This is a genomic window from Neisseria sp. P0024.S006, from assembly GCF_051956595.1.
Lineage (GTDB): Bacteria > Pseudomonadota > Gammaproteobacteria > Burkholderiales > Neisseriaceae > Neisseria.
The window spans coordinates 400,015-416,526 of the sequence record NZ_JBQCXH010000001.1 but is presented as its reverse complement, the minus strand read 5'-3'; the positions used below and the strand labels follow the sequence as shown (position 1 = coordinate 416,526).

The following is a 16,512-nucleotide window of genomic DNA, read 5'->3' as shown; positions in this document are numbered from 1 at the left end:
AAAATACCGCTTGATTAGAAAAACCTAAATGTTACTTGAGGCGGTATCACTTGACAATAAAAGGAATACAGCTCTTTGATTATGCTCATAGATGTATTTTATAATGCTGATTTTAAGCAAATATATCAAAGGCCGTCTGAACTTTTCAGACGGCCTAAAAAGAGAAAATACATGAAATCGGAAAACCAAGATTCCTTATTTTTATCGCGCCGCCGCCTGTTGCAAGTCGGCGGAGCCATGCTTTTGACGCCTGCGGCCGCTTGGGCGGGGGCGCAACGTGAAGAAACGCTGGCCGATGATGTGGCTTCCGTGATGCGCAGTTCGATCAATAGCGCCAGCCCTGCGCGGCTGGTGTTTTCCGATTCGAGGGAAGGGGAGCGTTGGTTGGCGGCGATGTCTTCCCGATTGGCACGCTTTATTCCCGATGAAGGCGAGCGCCGCCGCCTGCTGATCAATATCCAATACGAAAGCAGCCGCGCCGGACTCAATACTCAAGTGATTTTAGGTTTGATTGAAGTGGAAAGCGCGTTTCGCCAATATGCCATCAGCGGCGTGGGCGCGCGCGGTTTGATGCAGGTGATGCCGTTTTGGAAAAACTATATCGGCAATCCGTCGCACAACCTTTTCGACATCCGCACCAATCTGCGCTACGGCTGCACCATTCTGCGCCATTACAACAATATCGAAAAAGGCAATATTGTCCGCGCGTTGGCAAGGTTTAACGGCAGCTTGGGCAGCAACAAATATCCGAATGCCGTATTGGGCGCGTGGCGGAATAGATGGCAGTGGGGTTGAGCGGCTTGCGATTTGCCCCATGCAATTCCTTTGAATCCTGTATAATCAGAAAATCTGTTAATTCACACTTTCAGACGGCCTTTCGCAAATTTAAGGCCGTCTGAAACATTATTTATGGCAAGAGATAACCGCATTCAAATGTTTCCGCACGAATGGCGTGCCAGTACCACACTCTCCGGCGTTTACGCACTGCGTATGCTAGGGATGTTTTTGGTGCTGCCTGTTTTGGCAATGTATGCCGCTTCGTTGCCCGGTGCGGAAGATAATAAAGCATTGGTCGGTATGGCAATGGGCATTTACGGGCTGACACAGGCCTTGTTGCAGCTGCCATTGGGCATCGCTTCCGACAAGTTCGGCCGTAAAAAAGTGATTTATATCGGCTTGATTGTGTTTGCGGCGGGTAGTTTTTTGGCAGCAGTTGCCGATAGTCTGCAGATGTTGGTCACCGCTCGTGCCATTCAAGGCGCGGGTGCCGTCAGCGCGACGGTAACGGCTTTGCTGGCGGATTTGACCCGTAACGAAGTGCGGACGCGTGCGATGGCGATGATCGGCCTGAGCATAGGCTTGACCTTCTCCGTCAGCCTGGTGCTCGCGCCGATGATTGCCAGCTTTATCGGCGTATCCGGCCTGTTTGCGCTGACCGGTATCCTGACGGTAATCAGTATCGGCGTGGTTGCCTGGATGACGCCTGATCCCGAAGTGTCAAAAATGCACGAAGACACGCAGGCGCAGCCTTCGCGTATGGGCGAGGTATTGAAAAACCGCCAACTGCTTAATCTCGACTTCGGCATTTTTGCCTTGCATGCGGCGCAAATGGCTTTATTTACTGCATTGCCGTTTGCCATGACGCAGCTGGGTTTGGAAAAAATCCATCACTGGCAAGTCTATCTGCCGTCAACCATTACCGGCCTGATTATTATGGTGCCGCTGATTATCGTCGGTGAAACGCGTAACAAGCTCAAGCAAGTGTTTATCCTTGGTATCGTCTGCATTGCCGCGGCACAAATCGGCTTGCTGTTTGGCATGCACTCGATATGGTTGATTACCGCTTATTTGATTGTTTATTTTATTGGTTTCAATGTATTGGAAGCCAGCCTGCCGTCTATGGTATCGAAAATTGCCCCGTCCGATTTGAAAGGAACGGCGATGGGCGTGTATAACACATTACAGTCGGTCGGCTTGTTTGTCGGCGGCGCGACCGGCGGCTTATTGTTCCAAAAATATGGGTTTTCAGGCGTATTTACCTTTTGTAGCGTATTGATGCTGCTGTGGCTGGTATTGGCACTCATCTTACCGGCACCGAAACCCGTCAAAAACCTTAGCTATCCGCTTAACGCCGAATGGCAACAAAATCCGGATTTGCTCTACCAAAAACTGACCGAAATTGAAGGCGTCGAAAGCATCAGCTTCAGCGCAGACAAACAAACCATTTATATCAAGGCCTTGCAAAAAGGATTCGACCAAGAGGCCGCCGAAAAAATCATCACAGGAGTGTAAAATGTCATTGAATAAAGTTATCCTCATCGGCCGTCTCGGCCGCGACCCGGAAGTCCGCTATATGCCCAACGGCGAGGCCGTCTGTAACTTCAGCGTTGCCACCAGCGAAACTTGGAACGACCGCAACGGCCAACGCGTAGAACGTACCGAATGGCACAACATCACCATGTACCGCAAACTCGCCGAAATCGCCGGCCAATACCTTCGTAAAGGCAGCCAAGTGTACCTGGAAGGCCGTATCCAAAGCCGTAAATACCAAGGCAAAGACGGCATCGAACGCACCGCTTACGACATCATCGCCAATGAGATGAAAATGCTCGGCAGCCGCAACGACAACAGCGGCGGCGCACCATACGATGACGGCTACAACCAAGGCAGTCATTCAAGCCAAAGCAGTTACCAACAAGCGCCTCAACAGCAATACCAATCTGCCCCGGCGCAAGAACCCCCGGCCGCCCCGGCCCGTCGTCCTGCACCGGCACAACCGACCGCTCCGGTTGAAGATATCGACGACGATATTCCCTTCTAATGACTAAATAATAAAAGGCCGTCTGAAAAATATACTTTCAGACGGCCTTTAACATTATCTAAATAAAATCCTACATTTGTACCGAGCCGTTAACAGTCAGGCTGATTTCTTCCGAACCCGGAGAAGCCGGTATGCCATCTTCTATTCCTGCAGCCACTTCTGCAGCGGGGATTGCACGCAGCATTTTGGCGTGTGCAAAGTCGCCGCCGACTTGGCGGTTGCCGATATGGCCCAGGTTGAGTTTGACGATTTTGTAGCTTGAGAAGCCGAGCGTTTGGGCGAGGTTTTGGGCGCGGTCTTTGAAGCGCAGGATGACGGTTTTACTCAATTGGTCGACGGTTTCTTCGCGTTTTTCTTTGGATACGGAAAATGAGGAGTTTTCCAAAACGGCGATATTGATGCTGTCGGCAATCAGGCGGTTGAGTGCTTCAAAGTCTTTGCTTTCTACTTTGAAGTAAGCGTGTTCTTCCCAGCCTGTTTGGGTACGTTTGCCGTTGGTGTATTGATAGCGCGGGGAGGCGTTGCGTTCCATCAGTTCGGCTTTAAATTTGCTGTTTTGGGAGATTTTGTTGAACTGGTTGAATTTCTTCATGAAGGCTTGGTTGACGGCTTGACGGTCTTTGCCTTCTGCGTTGACGCTGAAATATGCGGTCATGGTGTCCCGCGGTACTTCCATGTTAGCGGATTCGGAAAATTCAACGATGTTGTAGTTGAGGCTTTCTGCTGCTACGGGCAGGGAGGCGGCTAGCAGTAGGGCAATAAGGGCTGGACGGAGCATTTTGGTTTCCTTATAAGGGGATTTCAAAAAAGTAATTTAGCATGAAAGATGGAAACGTTGGCTTTGGCAAGCGTAAGGATTTGTATGGGCTGAGGCCGTCTGAAAAGAAGTTACTTTGTATCCGTCAGGCCGACTTCATGGGGATTGAGACGGGCGTTTTCTTCTTGGCCTAAGCCGATCAATTTCCTCAAGCGGGTCATGTAGGCGTTGACATCTAGGCCCCGTCCGTAGCGTTGCGCTTCCCAGATGGTTTCTGCCAAGGCTTCCATCATATCGTGTTCGGCTTTGACCCAGTCGCCGTTGTAACGGGCGCAAAGTTGTTGGTGGATGGCACGGATGCCCGGGGGTTGGTCGATGGCGCTTTGCTCTTGCAGGGAAAGGTGTAGCGACATGTGCAGGAATGGGTTGCTTTCGCCGTCTTCGGGCAGCCATTCTTTATCTAAATATTGTTCGATGTCTTCGAGATAGTGTCCGTATTCGGGATGGGCTTCGATAATGCGTAAGGCTTTTTGCTGTAGGCCGTCCAATTGGAGCGGTGCGAGCCTGTGTTGCCAGACGTGGGCGAAGAATCGTCGGACATCGTGGGTGTTTACGTCATACATGATGGGTGTAATTTGATTTTGGGATATGTGATTATATAGCGATTGCGATAAAAAAGGCCGTCTGAAAAGTGTGTTTTCAGACGGCCTTTGTTTGATAGGTTTAGCGGCGGTCGATGATTCGGTAATACACTTCGCCGTCTTGGACGTAGCCCAATTCGACGCGGGCAATTTCGGCGATGGCCTCTTGTCCGTGTGCCAAGTCTTCAACTTCCGCATTGAGGAAATTGTTGCGCAAAGTGAGCGTTTGGTTTTTTTCCTCCTGACGGACGAGCTGCTCCTGCAATTCTTCCGTATGCCCGACGCTGCCTTTGCCAAACCAAAGGCTGTACTGACAGCACAAAAGTGCGAAGGTTAAAACAAAAGTCACCCACTTCATACAATCAATATCCTATATTCTGCTTATTTGCCCAGTTGGTAGAATGCGGCTTTGCCGGGGTAGTAGGCGGCTTCGGCCAATTCTTCTTCAATGCGCAGCAATTGGTTGTATTTCGCCATGCGGTCGGAGCGGGACAGGGAGCCGGTTTTGATTTGCATACAGTTGGTGGCAACTGCCAAGTCGGCAATGGTGCTGTCTTCTGTTTCGCCGGAACGGTGGCTCATTACGCTGGCGTAGCGGTTGCGTTTGGCCAAGTCGACGGCTTGCAGGGTTTCGCTCAAAGTACCGATTTGGTTGACTTTAACCAGCAATGCGTTTGCCACGCCTTTTTCGATGCCTTCAGCCAAGATTTTTGGATTGGTTACGAACAAGTCGTCGCCGACCAATTGAACTCTGCCGCCCAATTTTTCGGTCAGCAGTTTCCAGCCTTCCCAGTCGTTTTCGTCCATACCGTCTTCGATGGAAATGATTGGGAATTCGTTAACCAGGCCTTCCAGGTATTCGGCAAATTCTGCGCTGGTGTAGGAGCGGCCTTCGGCTTCCAGGTGGTATTGGCCGTCTTTGTAGAACTCGCTGGATGCGCAGTCCAGGGCGAACAATACGTCCTCGCCTGCTTTGTAACCGGCGGCTTCGGTGGCTTCCACCATCAATTGCAGGGCTTCTTTGTGGCTGTTTAGGTTGGGTGCAAAACCGCCTTCGTCGCCGACGGTAGTCGGGAAGCCTTTGCTATCGCACAGTTTTTTCAGCGCATGGAAAATTTCGGCACCGCAACGCAGGGCTTCGCGGAAAGATTTTGCGCCGACAGGCATGATCATGAATTCTTGGATGTTCAGGCTGTTGTTAGCGTGTTCGCCGCCGTTGATAACGTTCATCATTGGAACCGGCAGAGCCATTGGGCCTGCGCCGCCCAAGTAACGGTACAGCGGCAGGCCTGCATCTTCAGCGGCCGCGCGTGCTACGGCCATAGAAACGGCCAAAGTGGCATTGGCACCCAAGTTGCCTTTGTTTTCAGTACCGTCCAATTCGATCATGATTTGGTCGATATAAGATTGCTCGCTGGCATCGATGCCGATGAGGGCTTGCGCGATTTGGTTGTTAACGTGGTCAACGGCTTTCAATACGCCTTTGCCCAAGTAACGGGATTTGTCGCCGTCACGCAGTTCCAAAGCTTCTTTTTGACCGGTTGATGCGCCGCTTGGTACGGCTGCACGGCCCATGACGCCGGATTCCAACAATACGTCACACTCTACAGTAGGGTTGCCGCGAGAGTCTAAGATTTCGCGTGCAAAAATATCAACGATTGCGCTCATGAATATCTCCAAATAGGATGGTAAAAGAAAAGTAGCTTTATTACGCTTCAGACGGCCTTGAGGATGATTGCCGAAGTCTGATGAATGCAGACATTATACCGTCTTTGCCGGGCATGGCATCGGCGTCGGTATGAAACCGACTGTAAGTTTGTTTCACGTCAATATCGGTCAAACAAATATAAGCTGTATAGTATAACATTTTTTACCCTTTTTAGGGTGAAAAGCTGATTAAATCAGGCATAAGGCCGTCTGAAAACCAGATTAGCCCTCGCCTAAAATCATCGAGCCTACGCCGTCATCGGTCAGCACCTCCAAGAGCAGAGCGTTGGGAACGCGGCCGTCTATGATGTGCGTGGCTTTAACGCCGCTTTTGGCGGCTTCGACGGCGGAGGCAATTTTAGGCAACATACCGCCGTACAGCGTGCCGTCTTCAATTAATTCGTCAATGCGGCTTGGCGTCAGGGTGGTCAATAATTTGCCTTCTTTATCCAGTACGCCGGGGATGTTGGTCATCATCAGCAGTTTTTCGGCTTGAAGTTTTTCCGCCAGTTTGCCGGCAACCAAGTCGGCATTGATGTTGAACGCTTCGCCGTTTTGGCCTACGCCGATGGGTGCGATGACCGGAATGCAGCCGCGCTCGACCAAGCCTTCCACCAAACGGGTATCGATGTCGGCCACGGTGCCGACTTGGCCGATATCCACGCCTTTTTGTTCGGGCGTATCGATCAGGAGTTTTTCCGCTTTGATAAAGTGGTTGTCCCGGCCGGTAATGCCGACGGCGCGACCGCCGAAGGTGGTAATCATGGAAACGATTTCTTTATTGACGTGTCCGCCCAAAACCATCTCTACAATGTCCATGGTTTCACTGTCGGTCACGCGCATGCCTTGAACAAATTCTCCTTTTTTGCCGACTTTTTCCAGCATTTCATTGATTTGCGGGCCGCCGCCGTGAACGATGACGGGATGCAGGCCGATCAGTTTGAGCAGGACGACATCGCGTGCGAAGCCCTCTTTTAAGGCCGAATCGGTCATGGCGTTGCCGCCGTATTTGATGACGATGATGGAGCCGGAAAAACGGCGGATATAAGGTAAAGATTCGGCAAGGACGCGCGCTTTGATCGCAGAGGAGACAGATTGTTGCTGAGTCATGGTTTCAACCTTGTTTCATGATTTCGGCCTTTATCTTAATCCCAAAGGCCGTCTGAAACAATATTTCCAAGCGCTTGAAATCCTGTTAAATCAGTTAAATGGTTGAAACCAGCCTCATGCAAACGGTAAAATGACGGTTTGCTTCGGCCTCTTTGCCGATTACTAAGGATACCCATGATGAAAATCAGCACCCAATTCGATGCCGGTTCGGTCGTTGTCAAAGATTTGAGCAACCCTGCCGATATCCGCCTCGCCCTGCGTCCCGACAATGCTTCGGAGTTTGCCCAATGGTTTTACTTCCGTTTGCAGGGTGCGGCCTATCAAAACTGCGTGATGCATTTTGAAAATGCGGCGGACGCTGCGTATCCTTTGGGTTGGGAGGATTATCAGGCTTGCGCTTCTTACGACCGCCAAAATTGGTTCCGCGTGCCGACCAGCTATGAAAACGGTGTGTTGACCATCAACCATACGCCTTTGTCCAACAGCGTTTACTACGCTTATTTCGAGCCTTATTCCAACGAGCAGCATTTGAACCTTTTGGGCGATGCGCAGGGCAGCGGTTTGTGCCGTATCGACGACTTGGGCAGTACCGTTCAAGGCCGTGACATCAATCTTTTGACCATCGGCAACCAAGTCGAAAGCGACATGAAAGTCTGGATTATCGCCCGTCAGCATCCGGGCGAAACTATGGCGGAATGGTTTGTCGAAGGTTTGCTGGGCCGTCTGCTTGATCCGCAAGATCCGACCGCGCGCATGCTGCTTGACCGTGCGACTTTCTACATTGTGCCGAATATGAATCCGGACGGTTCGGTATTGGGCAACCTGCGCACCAATGCCACCGGCGCCAACCTCAACCGCGAATGGGAAAACCCGACTTTGGAGCGAAGCCCCGAAGTCTTTACCGTCCGCGAAAAAATGATGGAAACCGGTGTGGATTTGTTCTTGGATATTCACGGCGATGAAGGTCTGCCGTTTGTCTTTGTGGCCGGTACCGAAGGCGTGCCGAACTACAACGAGCGCATCGAAGCCTTGGAAGACCAATTCAAACTCGCGTTGCTCAATGCCAGCCCCGATTTCCAAGACGATTACGGCTATGACAAAGATGCGCCGGGTCAGGCAAACATGACTTTGGCGACCAACTGGGTCGGCAATCATTTCAACTGCCTTGCCTATACTTTAGAAATGCCGTTTAAAGACAATGCCAACCTGCCGGACGACGATTTCGGCTGGAACGGCCAACGCTCGCTGCGCTTGGGCGAGGCCATGTTGTCTGCTATTTTGAATGTGGTTGGCGATTTGCGTTAAACCGTCCGACACTGCATACAGGCCGTCTGAAAGTTCAGGCTTTCAGACGGCCTTTGAGATAAGGAATACACATTATGATGATACATCCCCAGTTTGATCCGGTGCTGATCAGCATCGGCCCGCTTGCCATCCGTTGGTATGCCTTGAGCTATATTGTCGGCTTTATCCTGTTTACGATTTTGGGCCGCCGTCGTATTGCGCAGGGCAATTCTGTGTTTACGAAAGAAACACTCGACGATTTCCTGACTTGGGGTATCTTGGGCGTCATCTTGGGCGGCCGTATCGGCTACGTTTTGTTTTATAAATTTTCCGACTATCTGGCCAACCCGTTGGATATTTTCAAAGTGTGGGAAGGCGGCATGTCGTTTCACGGCGGCTTCTTGGGCGTAGTCGTTGCCATGTGGCTGTTTGGCCGCAAGCACAACATCAGTATCTTAAAGCTGATGGATACCGTTGCGCCACTCGTACCGCTGGGCTTGGCTTCCGGCCGTATCGGTAACTTTATCAACGGCGAACTTTGGGGACGCGTGACCGAACTCAATGCTTTCTGGGCGATGGGTTTCCCGCAAGCGCGTTACGAAGATGCGGAAGCTGCGGCGCACAATCCTTTGTGGGCTGAATGGCTGCAACAATACGGTATGCTGCCGCGCCATCCGTCTCAGCTTTACCAGTTTGCCCTTGAAGGCATTTGCCTGTTTGTCATTGTTTGGATTTTCTCGAAAAAACCGCGTCCGGCCGGACAAACGGCAGCATTGTTCTTGGGCGGTTACGGATTGTTCCGCTTTATCGCCGAATTTGCCCGTCAGCCTGACGACTATCTCGGCCTGCTGACTTTGGGCTTGTCCATGGGTCAATGGTTGAGCGTGCCGATGATTGTATTGGGTGTGATTGGTTTCGTTTGGTTTGGCCGTAAAAACCGTGTTGCCAAAGCGTAAATAAAACAATGAATAAAGGCCGTCTGAAAAGGTTTTCAGACGGCCTTTTTATGGCTTCAAGCAAACGGATTTTGGGTTTAACCGAAAAAGCCCATTTTGACTTGAATGAGTTTTTCCAACTCCGGCAGGACGCGGCGGCGTGAGACGAAGAAGATAATGTGGTCGCCGTCTTGGAGGATGGTTTCGGTGTGGTGTCCCATGATGACCTCGCCGGTTGCGCCGCGGACGATGGCGGCGATGTAGCAGTCGCTCGGCCATTTGATGCCGCTGATGCGGCGGCCGACGATGGCGGAAGTGTTTTTGTCGCCGTGTACCACCACTTCGATGGCTTCGGCCGTGCCGCGGCGCAGGGGGTGGACGGCAACGATGTCGCCGCGGCGGATGTGGGCGAGGATGGAGCCGATGGTAATCAGGTGGGGGGAAACGACGATATCGATTTTGTTGCCTTCGAGCAAATCGACGTAGCTTGAGCGGTTGACGATGGTGATCACGCGTTTGGCACCAAGGTTTTTTGCCAACAGGCTGGACATGATGTTGTTTTCGTCGTCGTTGGTCAGCGCGCAGAAGACGTCGATTTCGTCGATGTATTCTTCGTCCAGCAGGGTTTCGTCGGTGGCGGAACCTTGCAGGACGAGGGTGTTGTCCAGATTTTCGGCCAGCCATTCGGCACGGTGGGGTTTGTATTCGATAATTTTGATGTCGTATTTGGATTCGAGCTGCTTGGCGAGGCGGTAGCCGATGTTGCCGCCGCCGGCGATCATGATGCGGCGGGTACGCGCTTCTTTCGGACGCAATTCGCGCATGATGGCTTCCACGCTGTTGATGTCGGCGGCAAACAGGACTTCATCGCCTTCGATGATGACGGTTTGCGGGGTGGGGACGATCAGGCGGTTGTTGCGGTAGATGGCGCAGATTTGGCAGTCCACGCCTTCGAGCAGGTGTTGGTTGATGTCGGCAATTTCACGGCCGATCAGCAAACCGCCTTTGCGGGCTTGAACAATCACCATGCGCACTTTATCGTTGGCAAAACTGAGTACCTGCAATGAGCTGGTGTAGTTGAGCAGGCCGACGAGTTGTTCGGTAACCAGTTGTTCGGGGCTGATGGTTTCGGTAATGCCGAAGATGTTGAGGCTGCCTTCTTCGGGGTTGTCGCTGCCGTCAACCGGATATTCGAGGTATTCGCTTGAGCGCACGCGTGCGATGCGGCTGGGGATGTTGAATAGGTCGGCGGCGATTTTGGAGGCGACGATGTTGGTTTCGTCGCTGCGGGTCAGGGCAAGCAGGAGGTCGGAGTCCGCCGCGCCTGCCTGTTCGAGGGTAAAGGGCGATGCGCCGTTGCCGACGATGGTTTGGACATCGAGGCGGCTGCTGATGCGGTTGAGCGCTTTTTCGTCGATGTCGATGATGGTAACGTCGTTGCTGGGAACGGAGGCAAGGTTTTGGGCGACGGTCGAGCCGACTTGGCCGCTGCCGAGAATGAGTATTTTCACGGTAATCGAGTGTGTTCGGTAAAAATGAAATTGTAACAAAAGGCCGTCTGAAATTGGAGTTTCAGACGGCCTGATTTTTCAATCGGCTAAAGGATTACCAATAGCCCAAGGCTTTCCACCACAAGATGCCGACAGTGCTGAAAATCAGGATTTCGACCACGCTCATGATGAAGCCGGCTTTCCACCATTCGGTCATGTTGACGTAGTTCGAGCCGTAAATGACAGGTGCGGAACCGGTGGCGTAGTGGGTCAGCGACATCATGATGCCGGTAGCGGCTGCCATAATCAGGGCAAACAGCATCGGTGGTGCGCCCAAGGCCAAGCCTGCGCCGTAGAATGCACCGAACATAGCGGTAACGTGTGCCGTACCGCTGGCGAAAACGTAGTGGGCGTAGAGGTAGGCCAACATCAACAGGGCGCAACCAGCTTCCCAACCCAAGCCCATGTGGGCGATACCGCTTTGCATGGAGTCGGACAACCAGCTGATGAGGCCCAGTTTGTTGAGGAAGTTAGCCATCATGACCAAGGCCGCAAACCAGACGATGGTATCCCACGCGCTTTTTTCTTTCAGCGCGTCGTCCCAAGTCAGTACGCCGGTCAACAGGCACAGGCTCAAGCCGAGGAAAGTAGTGGCGGTAGCGTCCACTTTCACGCCGAACAGCATTTCTGGAATACCCGCCCACAACAGCAGCAGAACTAAGAAAATACCCAGCATGATTTTTTCTTCACGCTTCATCGGTCCCATGGCAGCCAAATGCTCTTTTGCCAATGCAGTGGCGTTGGGGGTTTGTTTGATTTCAGGCGGATACAGGAAATACAGCACCAGCGGCATCATCAGCATAGCAATCAGGCCGGGTACGACCATTGCCAAGAACCAAGTGCCCCAAGAGAGTTGGATTTGCGAATTGGTGGCTTTGGCAACCAATTCGACCACCAGCGGATTAGGTGCGGTGGCAGTGATAAAAATCAGACAGGTAATCACATTGGAGTGGAAGTTGACCAGTGAAAGGTATTTACCGATTTTGCCTTCCGTCCCTTTTTCAGGGTCGGAGTCGAAGCTTAAGGCAATGGATTTCATAATCGGATGCACGATGGCACCGCCGCGCGCAGTATTACTCGGCGTTACCGGACCGATGACCAAGTCGGCCAGCGCCAGGCTGTAACCTACGCCCAGCGTACGTTTGCCGAAGAGGGAAATCAAGAGGTAGCCGATACGCATACCCAAGCCGGTTTTCAACAGGCCGCGCGAGATGATGATGGCGATACCGATCATCCAGATGAGCGAGTTGTTGAGGCTGCTCAAAGCGTCTTTGGTTGCGTCGGCGGCTTTTTCGTTGGTCACGCCGGTCAGTGCAACCAAGGTAATGCCCAAAATCGCCATTGCGCCGATAGGCATGGCTTTGCCGATGATGCCGGCGATGATGCCGACGAACAATGCCAAAAGATGCCATGCGTCAGGCGATACGCCTTGGGGAACGGGGATAACGAACCAGATAAGCAGCGTCAGCACAAGTGCGACCGCAGCAGGAATTGGCTTGAAGCCCATGTTGAATCTCCTAATTTGAGGATTAAAGAATTGGGAAATCGGTTTTCAGACGGCCTGAGTATTGCTTAAGGCCGTCTGAACGTATTTTGGTAGGTTCGGAAGGTATTTTTCTTATTGGGTTTCTTTTCTATCTTGGAAAGAAGAGAAAGGGGGGGCGGGTATCGTTTTTCAGATGGCCTTTACAGTAACAGGCCGTCTGAAAACAATACCGATTTACTCCTGTTCTGCCGGCAGGCCGTACTCTTCGGGGAAGGTACGCAGCGAGCTTTGCAGCACGGTTACCGCGCCGTCAATCAAACCGCAACGGCCGCTTCGGGGCAGCAGTTGGCACAGGCTTTGCAGGGCGCGCAGGTCGTCTGAAGTGCCGATGCCGGTATCCACGCGGTTGAGCAGGCGGGAAAGTTGGAACGTGCCGCCTTTGCACGGCGGGCATTGTCCGCATGAGTTGGCAGCAAAAAACTCCACATATTCAGAGACTTTACGCACCACACTCGTGCCTTCAGAAATCACAATCATCGCACCCGTACCGAGGCTGGATTTGCGTTCGCGCACGGAAACGAAGTCCAATGGCACATCCAAATCTTTGGCAGTCAGAAGCGTGTTTGATGGACCGCCAGTGAAGACGGCTTTAAACGTGCGGCCTTCAAGCATACCGCCGCCGTGATCGAAAATCAGTGATTTCAGCGTTGTACCCATCGGCAGCTCGTACAGGCCAGGATTCAATACGTCGCCGGAGAGCGAGTAGAGTTTCGTACCTGCGGCATCACCCAAACCCAGTGATTTGTACCATTCCGCGCCTTTGGCAAGGATTTGCGGAATATTGGCGAAGGTTTCGGTGTTGTTGATTAGGGTCGGTTCACCGTTGACACCGCTTTCGGCAGGGAAAGGCGGCTTGCGGCGAGGGAAGGGGAAACCGCCTTCCAACCATGAAATGACAGCAGTTTCTTCGCCGCCGATATAACGGCCCGAAGTTTCAACCAGCTGCAAATCCAAAGGTTTGCCCAAGTAGTTTTCAATGCGGATAAACAAATCGCTGTTTTTCCATTGCTCGATGGCCGGTGTGATGGAAGCGATGGATTCGGTTTGATGCGGGTTGATGTACAAAATCGCTTTGTTAGCGCGGCAGGCAACGGCGGCAATCAGGACGCCTTCGATGACTTGGTGCGGCGTTTTTGCCAGCAAAACGCGGTCTTTAAATGTGCCCGGTTCGTCTTCGTTGGCATTGCAGACGACGTATTTGTCGCCATTTTTGCTTTGGGCGGCAACGGCAGCCTCCCATTTGCGCCAGGTCGGGAAACCTGCGCCGCCCATACCGCAAAGATTGGCTTCTTGCAGTTTGGAAACAATGCTTTGAGGATCGGCAAGCGCCGCCAACAGGCCTTCGCCGCCGCCAACTTTACGCCATGCGGCTAAATCTGCGCCGACTTGGCGGGAAGGGTGCAGTAAGTTTTGATTGGCTTGATTCATGATTGTTGCTCCTGCAAACCGGCGTGTTCGCGCAAATCGAATTTGCCGTAGTCGGGATATAAAACGGGGGCTTTGATGTCGCTGGTCAGACCGGCGCGGGTCATTTCGCGTTGCAGGTCGTGGACGTGTCCGACACCGCCGCGTACTTTTTTCAGCGGCAGGCCGCAATTTGCCGCGGCTTTACCGGCACGGCGGCCGAAGCTGATGATGTCCAAAAGTGCATTGCCCATCAGGCGGTTGCGGCCGTGGATGCCGCCGGTTACTTCGCCGGCACAATAGAGGCCTTCCACGCAGGTTGCGCCGTCGCCGTTGATTTCGACACCGCCGTTTTGATAGTGCAGGGTCGGATGAATCATCATCGGCTCAACAGCAGGGTTGATACCGCATTTGTGGGCAACGTGGCCGAGTGTTACCAAACGGTTCAACACGTCGGGGTCGTTGGCAATCAGGCGCGGGGTGTCGAGGAACACGCCGACTTGACCGTCGCGCACTACGCCGCGGCCTTCGCGACATTCGCGCAGAATCGCGGCAGCAACGACGTCGCGCGGCTGCAATTCGTCAACGAAACGCTCGCCCAAACCGTTGACCAGTTTGGTGCCTGCGGAGCGCACAGCTTCGGAAATCAGCGCGCCTGCCAAGTGTGGCGGATGGGCAACGCCGGTCGGGTGGTATTGGAAAGAATCGACATCGCGCAGTTTGGCGCCAATACGGTAAGCCATGACCAGGCCGTCTGCAGTCGCGCCATAGTGGTTGGAAGTGGCAAAACCTTGCAAATGCAGGCGTCCGCTGCCGCCGGTTGCCAAGACCACGGCTTTGGCATGAACCAATACCAAAGAGCGTTTTTCCAAATCGTACAAAATCGCGCCGACGCAGCGGCCGTGTTCGTCTGATAATAATTCGATGGCGGGGTGGCGGTTGAGCTGAGTGATGTTTTCGTCGAGTTCGACCGCCTCGCGCAGGACGCGCATCATTTCGAGGCCGGTAAAGTCGCGGTAGCTCAAAATACGCGGTACGGTTGTACCGCCTGCACGTTTGCGGCTCAACATGCCGTTGCTGTCCGCGCCTTTTGCAAGGTCAAAAGTCATGCCCAAGCCAATCAGCCAGCGGATGGCGGACGGCGCGTCGGTAACCATTTGTGCCACCAATTCTTTCTTGCCTGCGTTGTGGCCGCCTTTGATGGTGTCGTCAAAGTGTTGCTGCAGGCTGTCTTCCGCGCCGACTGCCGCCTGAATGCCGCCTTCGGCCATCACGGTATTGCTGTCGCCGATACGCAGCTTGTTCGCCATGATGACGCGTGCGCCGGCTTCAGTTGCAGACAATGCCGCAGCCGCACCTGCACCGCCGCCGCCGATTACCAAGACGTCGGTGTTTAAGTGTTCTGCACCCGACAAATCATAGTCGTCAATCAGAGGCTGACTGATTAAGAGTTTGGCCAAATCAGGGTGGCAGTAATCGCCTTGGTTCGGGCCGATAGGCAGTTTCACACGTGCATCAGCCTGATAGTCGGGGTGAAACTGGCTCAGCAATTCGTTTTTTTCAGGTAAATCGCCACGCAGTTCCAATGAGGACGCACGCAGATTGGCAAGGGCGGTTTCGTAATCTATGCCTTGGATTTTGTTAGCCATCACAGTGCCTCCTCTTCAAATTCGACTTTCATTTTGCCGCTGTCGATTTCGCGCAGGCGGCGCATCAAATCCACCGGACGCAATGTACGCGCCGCTTTCATACGGCGGGCGAACAGGCCTAAGTGGTTCGGACGGATGTGTTCTGGGCAGGAAAGGGTGCAGAGGTTGCACATCACGCATTGGTCGAAGGTCAGCGCAGCCGCGCCAAAATCGCCGGAAACTACCTGTGCTACGCCGTTTTCCACTTGCAAACCTTTAGGACAGGCACGATTACAGCCGCCGCAATGACGGCAGTTTTGCGCTTCAGGGAAGGCTTTGGCGGTATCGTCCAACCAGTTCCAGCCGTCGCCAATCTCGCTCACGTCGTAATATTGGATATGCTCCGGAATAAAGTAGTCCAAGAAGCTGACCTGCATGCCTTCCTCGACTTTGGTCTCGCATGCCAGTGCAGTGGTTACTTCGCGCTCGCCTTCTTTACGAATCATGCAGCGACAGGAACCGCATACGCCTTGACCCATGCAGCCGACGTTGGCAGTAATCGCATTGCCCGAACGTGCATAGGCTTGGATGATTGACGAATCGGCGGAAGCTTTGACTTCGTGGCCGTCTATGGTCAGGGTTAACAAATTTTCACTCATGATTTGTTCCTGTGAAATTGGAAGTTGGAATAGTGGATAATTTGGTTAATTGTATTTTTATTACATTTATTACGTATGAGGAAAATATCCAAGTGATTTACTCGGAAATTCTTTTAAAATCAATGTTTATCTATATAAGGCGAAGTGTATCAGAATTTGTTGAATTTGATGATAGGGAGGAATTGGTATTGCTTAAGGAGAAGATTGTAAACAAAATATGCCTATTATTTAGACAAATTAATTATTTATATTTGATTTTAAAGGTAAAAGAAAATTACCTTTTTAGTATATTTGCAAAAATAATCTAATATTTGCTAGTAGAAATCATTATTATATCTTAGAAGTTAATATATAACCTGTTGTATAGATTGGATAATATCTAATTTTGTAAACAAACGAAAAGGCTGTTATAAAATTTCAGAAAATTAAATAAGTTTGACATCCGTCAAGAAGGTTGAGGGAGGAAATGA

15 protein-coding genes are annotated in these 16,512 nt (G+C 52.2%); 5 read left to right on the top strand and 10 right to left on the bottom strand.

Features of this window, described 5'->3' with window-relative positions:
• Nucleotides 1-171 precede the first annotated feature (171 nt).
• The 3 genes from ACTHUF_RS01995 (at nt 172) to ACTHUF_RS01985 (ending at nt 2,821) form a co-directional block, all read left to right on the top strand.
• Nucleotides 172-795, top strand: coding sequence for a lytic transglycosylase domain-containing protein (locus tag ACTHUF_RS01995; RefSeq protein WP_440406874.1), 624 nt, complete (start codon nt 172-174; stop codon nt 793-795).
• A 114-nt stretch (nt 796-909) separates the two neighbouring features.
• Nucleotides 910-2,292: an MFS transporter gene (locus ACTHUF_RS01990; RefSeq protein WP_440406872.1), complete on the top strand. Its 1,383-nt coding sequence runs from the start codon at nt 910-912 to the stop codon at nt 2,290-2,292.
• 1 nt (nt 2,293) lies between these two features.
• Nucleotides 2,294-2,821 (top strand): single-stranded DNA-binding protein, encoded by a 528-nt coding sequence (locus ACTHUF_RS01985; protein WP_003746178.1) that lies wholly within the window; start codon nt 2,294-2,296, stop codon nt 2,819-2,821.
• Between the two features lie 70 nt (nt 2,822-2,891).
• Here ACTHUF_RS01985 and ACTHUF_RS01980 read toward each other — a convergent pair whose 3' ends face one another.
• The 5 genes from ACTHUF_RS01980 to argB all read right to left on the bottom strand — a co-directional run bounded on the left by ACTHUF_RS01980 (nt 2,892) and on the right by argB (nt 7,036).
• The gene (locus ACTHUF_RS01980) at nt 2,892-3,599 is read right to left on the bottom strand and encodes an SIMPL domain-containing protein (RefSeq protein ID WP_315094295.1); all 708 of its coding nucleotides are present in this window, start codon (nt 3,597-3,599) and stop codon (nt 2,892-2,894) included.
• A 110-nt stretch (nt 3,600-3,709) separates the two neighbouring features.
• The gene (locus ACTHUF_RS01975; RefSeq protein WP_070645834.1) at nt 3,710-4,201 is read right to left on the bottom strand and encodes a DUF1841 family protein; all 492 of its coding nucleotides are present in this window, start codon (nt 4,199-4,201) and stop codon (nt 3,710-3,712) included.
• 100 nt (nt 4,202-4,301) lie between these two features.
• The gene (gene ftsB / locus ACTHUF_RS01970; RefSeq protein WP_003679613.1) at nt 4,302-4,577 is read right to left on the bottom strand and encodes a cell division protein FtsB; all 276 of its coding nucleotides are present in this window, start codon (nt 4,575-4,577) and stop codon (nt 4,302-4,304) included.
• A gap of 23 nt (nt 4,578-4,600) precedes the next feature.
• Nucleotides 4,601-5,887, bottom strand: a complete 1,287-nt coding sequence (gene eno, locus ACTHUF_RS01965; protein ID WP_440368976.1) for a phosphopyruvate hydratase — start codon at nt 5,885-5,887, stop codon at nt 4,601-4,603.
• A 261-nt stretch (nt 5,888-6,148) separates the two neighbouring features.
• Nucleotides 6,149-7,036 (bottom strand): acetylglutamate kinase, encoded by an 888-nt coding sequence (gene argB, locus ACTHUF_RS01960; RefSeq protein ID WP_070460295.1) that lies wholly within the window; start codon nt 7,034-7,036, stop codon nt 6,149-6,151.
• Nucleotides 7,037-7,210: 174 nt separating this feature from the next.
• Here argB and ACTHUF_RS01955 point away from each other — a divergent pair, with 174 nt between their 5' ends.
• Both ACTHUF_RS01955 and lgt read left to right on the top strand, forming a co-directional pair.
• Nucleotides 7,211-8,341 carry a M14 family metallopeptidase gene (locus ACTHUF_RS01955; RefSeq protein ID WP_070460294.1) on the top strand — a complete coding sequence of 377 codons (1,131 nt, stop codon included), beginning with the start codon at nt 7,211-7,213 and terminating at the stop codon, nt 8,339-8,341.
• A gap of 74 nt (nt 8,342-8,415) precedes the next feature.
• A complete protein-coding gene (gene lgt / locus ACTHUF_RS01950) occupies nt 8,416-9,276 on the top strand; it encodes a prolipoprotein diacylglyceryl transferase (protein WP_070849710.1) in 861 nt (286 codons plus the stop codon).
• Between the two features lie 77 nt (nt 9,277-9,353).
• On the opposite strand, the gene trkA is transcribed toward lgt, so the two are convergent.
• The 5 genes from trkA to ACTHUF_RS01925 form a co-directional block, all read right to left on the bottom strand.
• Nucleotides 9,354-10,766 (bottom strand): Trk system potassium transporter TrkA, encoded by a 1,413-nt coding sequence (trkA, locus tag ACTHUF_RS01945; protein WP_003746208.1) that lies wholly within the window; start codon nt 10,764-10,766, stop codon nt 9,354-9,356.
• A gap of 94 nt (nt 10,767-10,860) precedes the next feature.
• Complete coding sequence (locus ACTHUF_RS01940; RefSeq protein WP_440406867.1) at nt 10,861-12,312, bottom strand: DASS family sodium-coupled anion symporter; 1,452 nt, start codon at nt 12,310-12,312, stop codon at nt 10,861-10,863.
• A 213-nt stretch (nt 12,313-12,525) separates the two neighbouring features.
• Nucleotides 12,526-13,779: a complex I 51 kDa subunit family protein gene (locus tag ACTHUF_RS01935; RefSeq protein ID WP_036491428.1), complete on the bottom strand. Its 1,254-nt coding sequence runs from the start codon at nt 13,777-13,779 to the stop codon at nt 12,526-12,528.
• Complete coding sequence (locus ACTHUF_RS01930) at nt 13,776-15,404, bottom strand: FAD-binding protein (RefSeq protein ID WP_440406865.1); 1,629 nt, start codon at nt 15,402-15,404, stop codon at nt 13,776-13,778. The genes ACTHUF_RS01935 and ACTHUF_RS01930 overlap by 4 nt, the downstream gene beginning before the upstream one ends.
• Nucleotides 15,404-16,042 (bottom strand): 2Fe-2S iron-sulfur cluster-binding protein, encoded by a 639-nt coding sequence (locus tag ACTHUF_RS01925; protein ID WP_003746216.1) that lies wholly within the window; start codon nt 16,040-16,042, stop codon nt 15,404-15,406. The genes ACTHUF_RS01930 and ACTHUF_RS01925 overlap by 1 nt, the downstream gene beginning before the upstream one ends.
• Nucleotides 16,043-16,512: the final 470 nt, after the last annotated feature.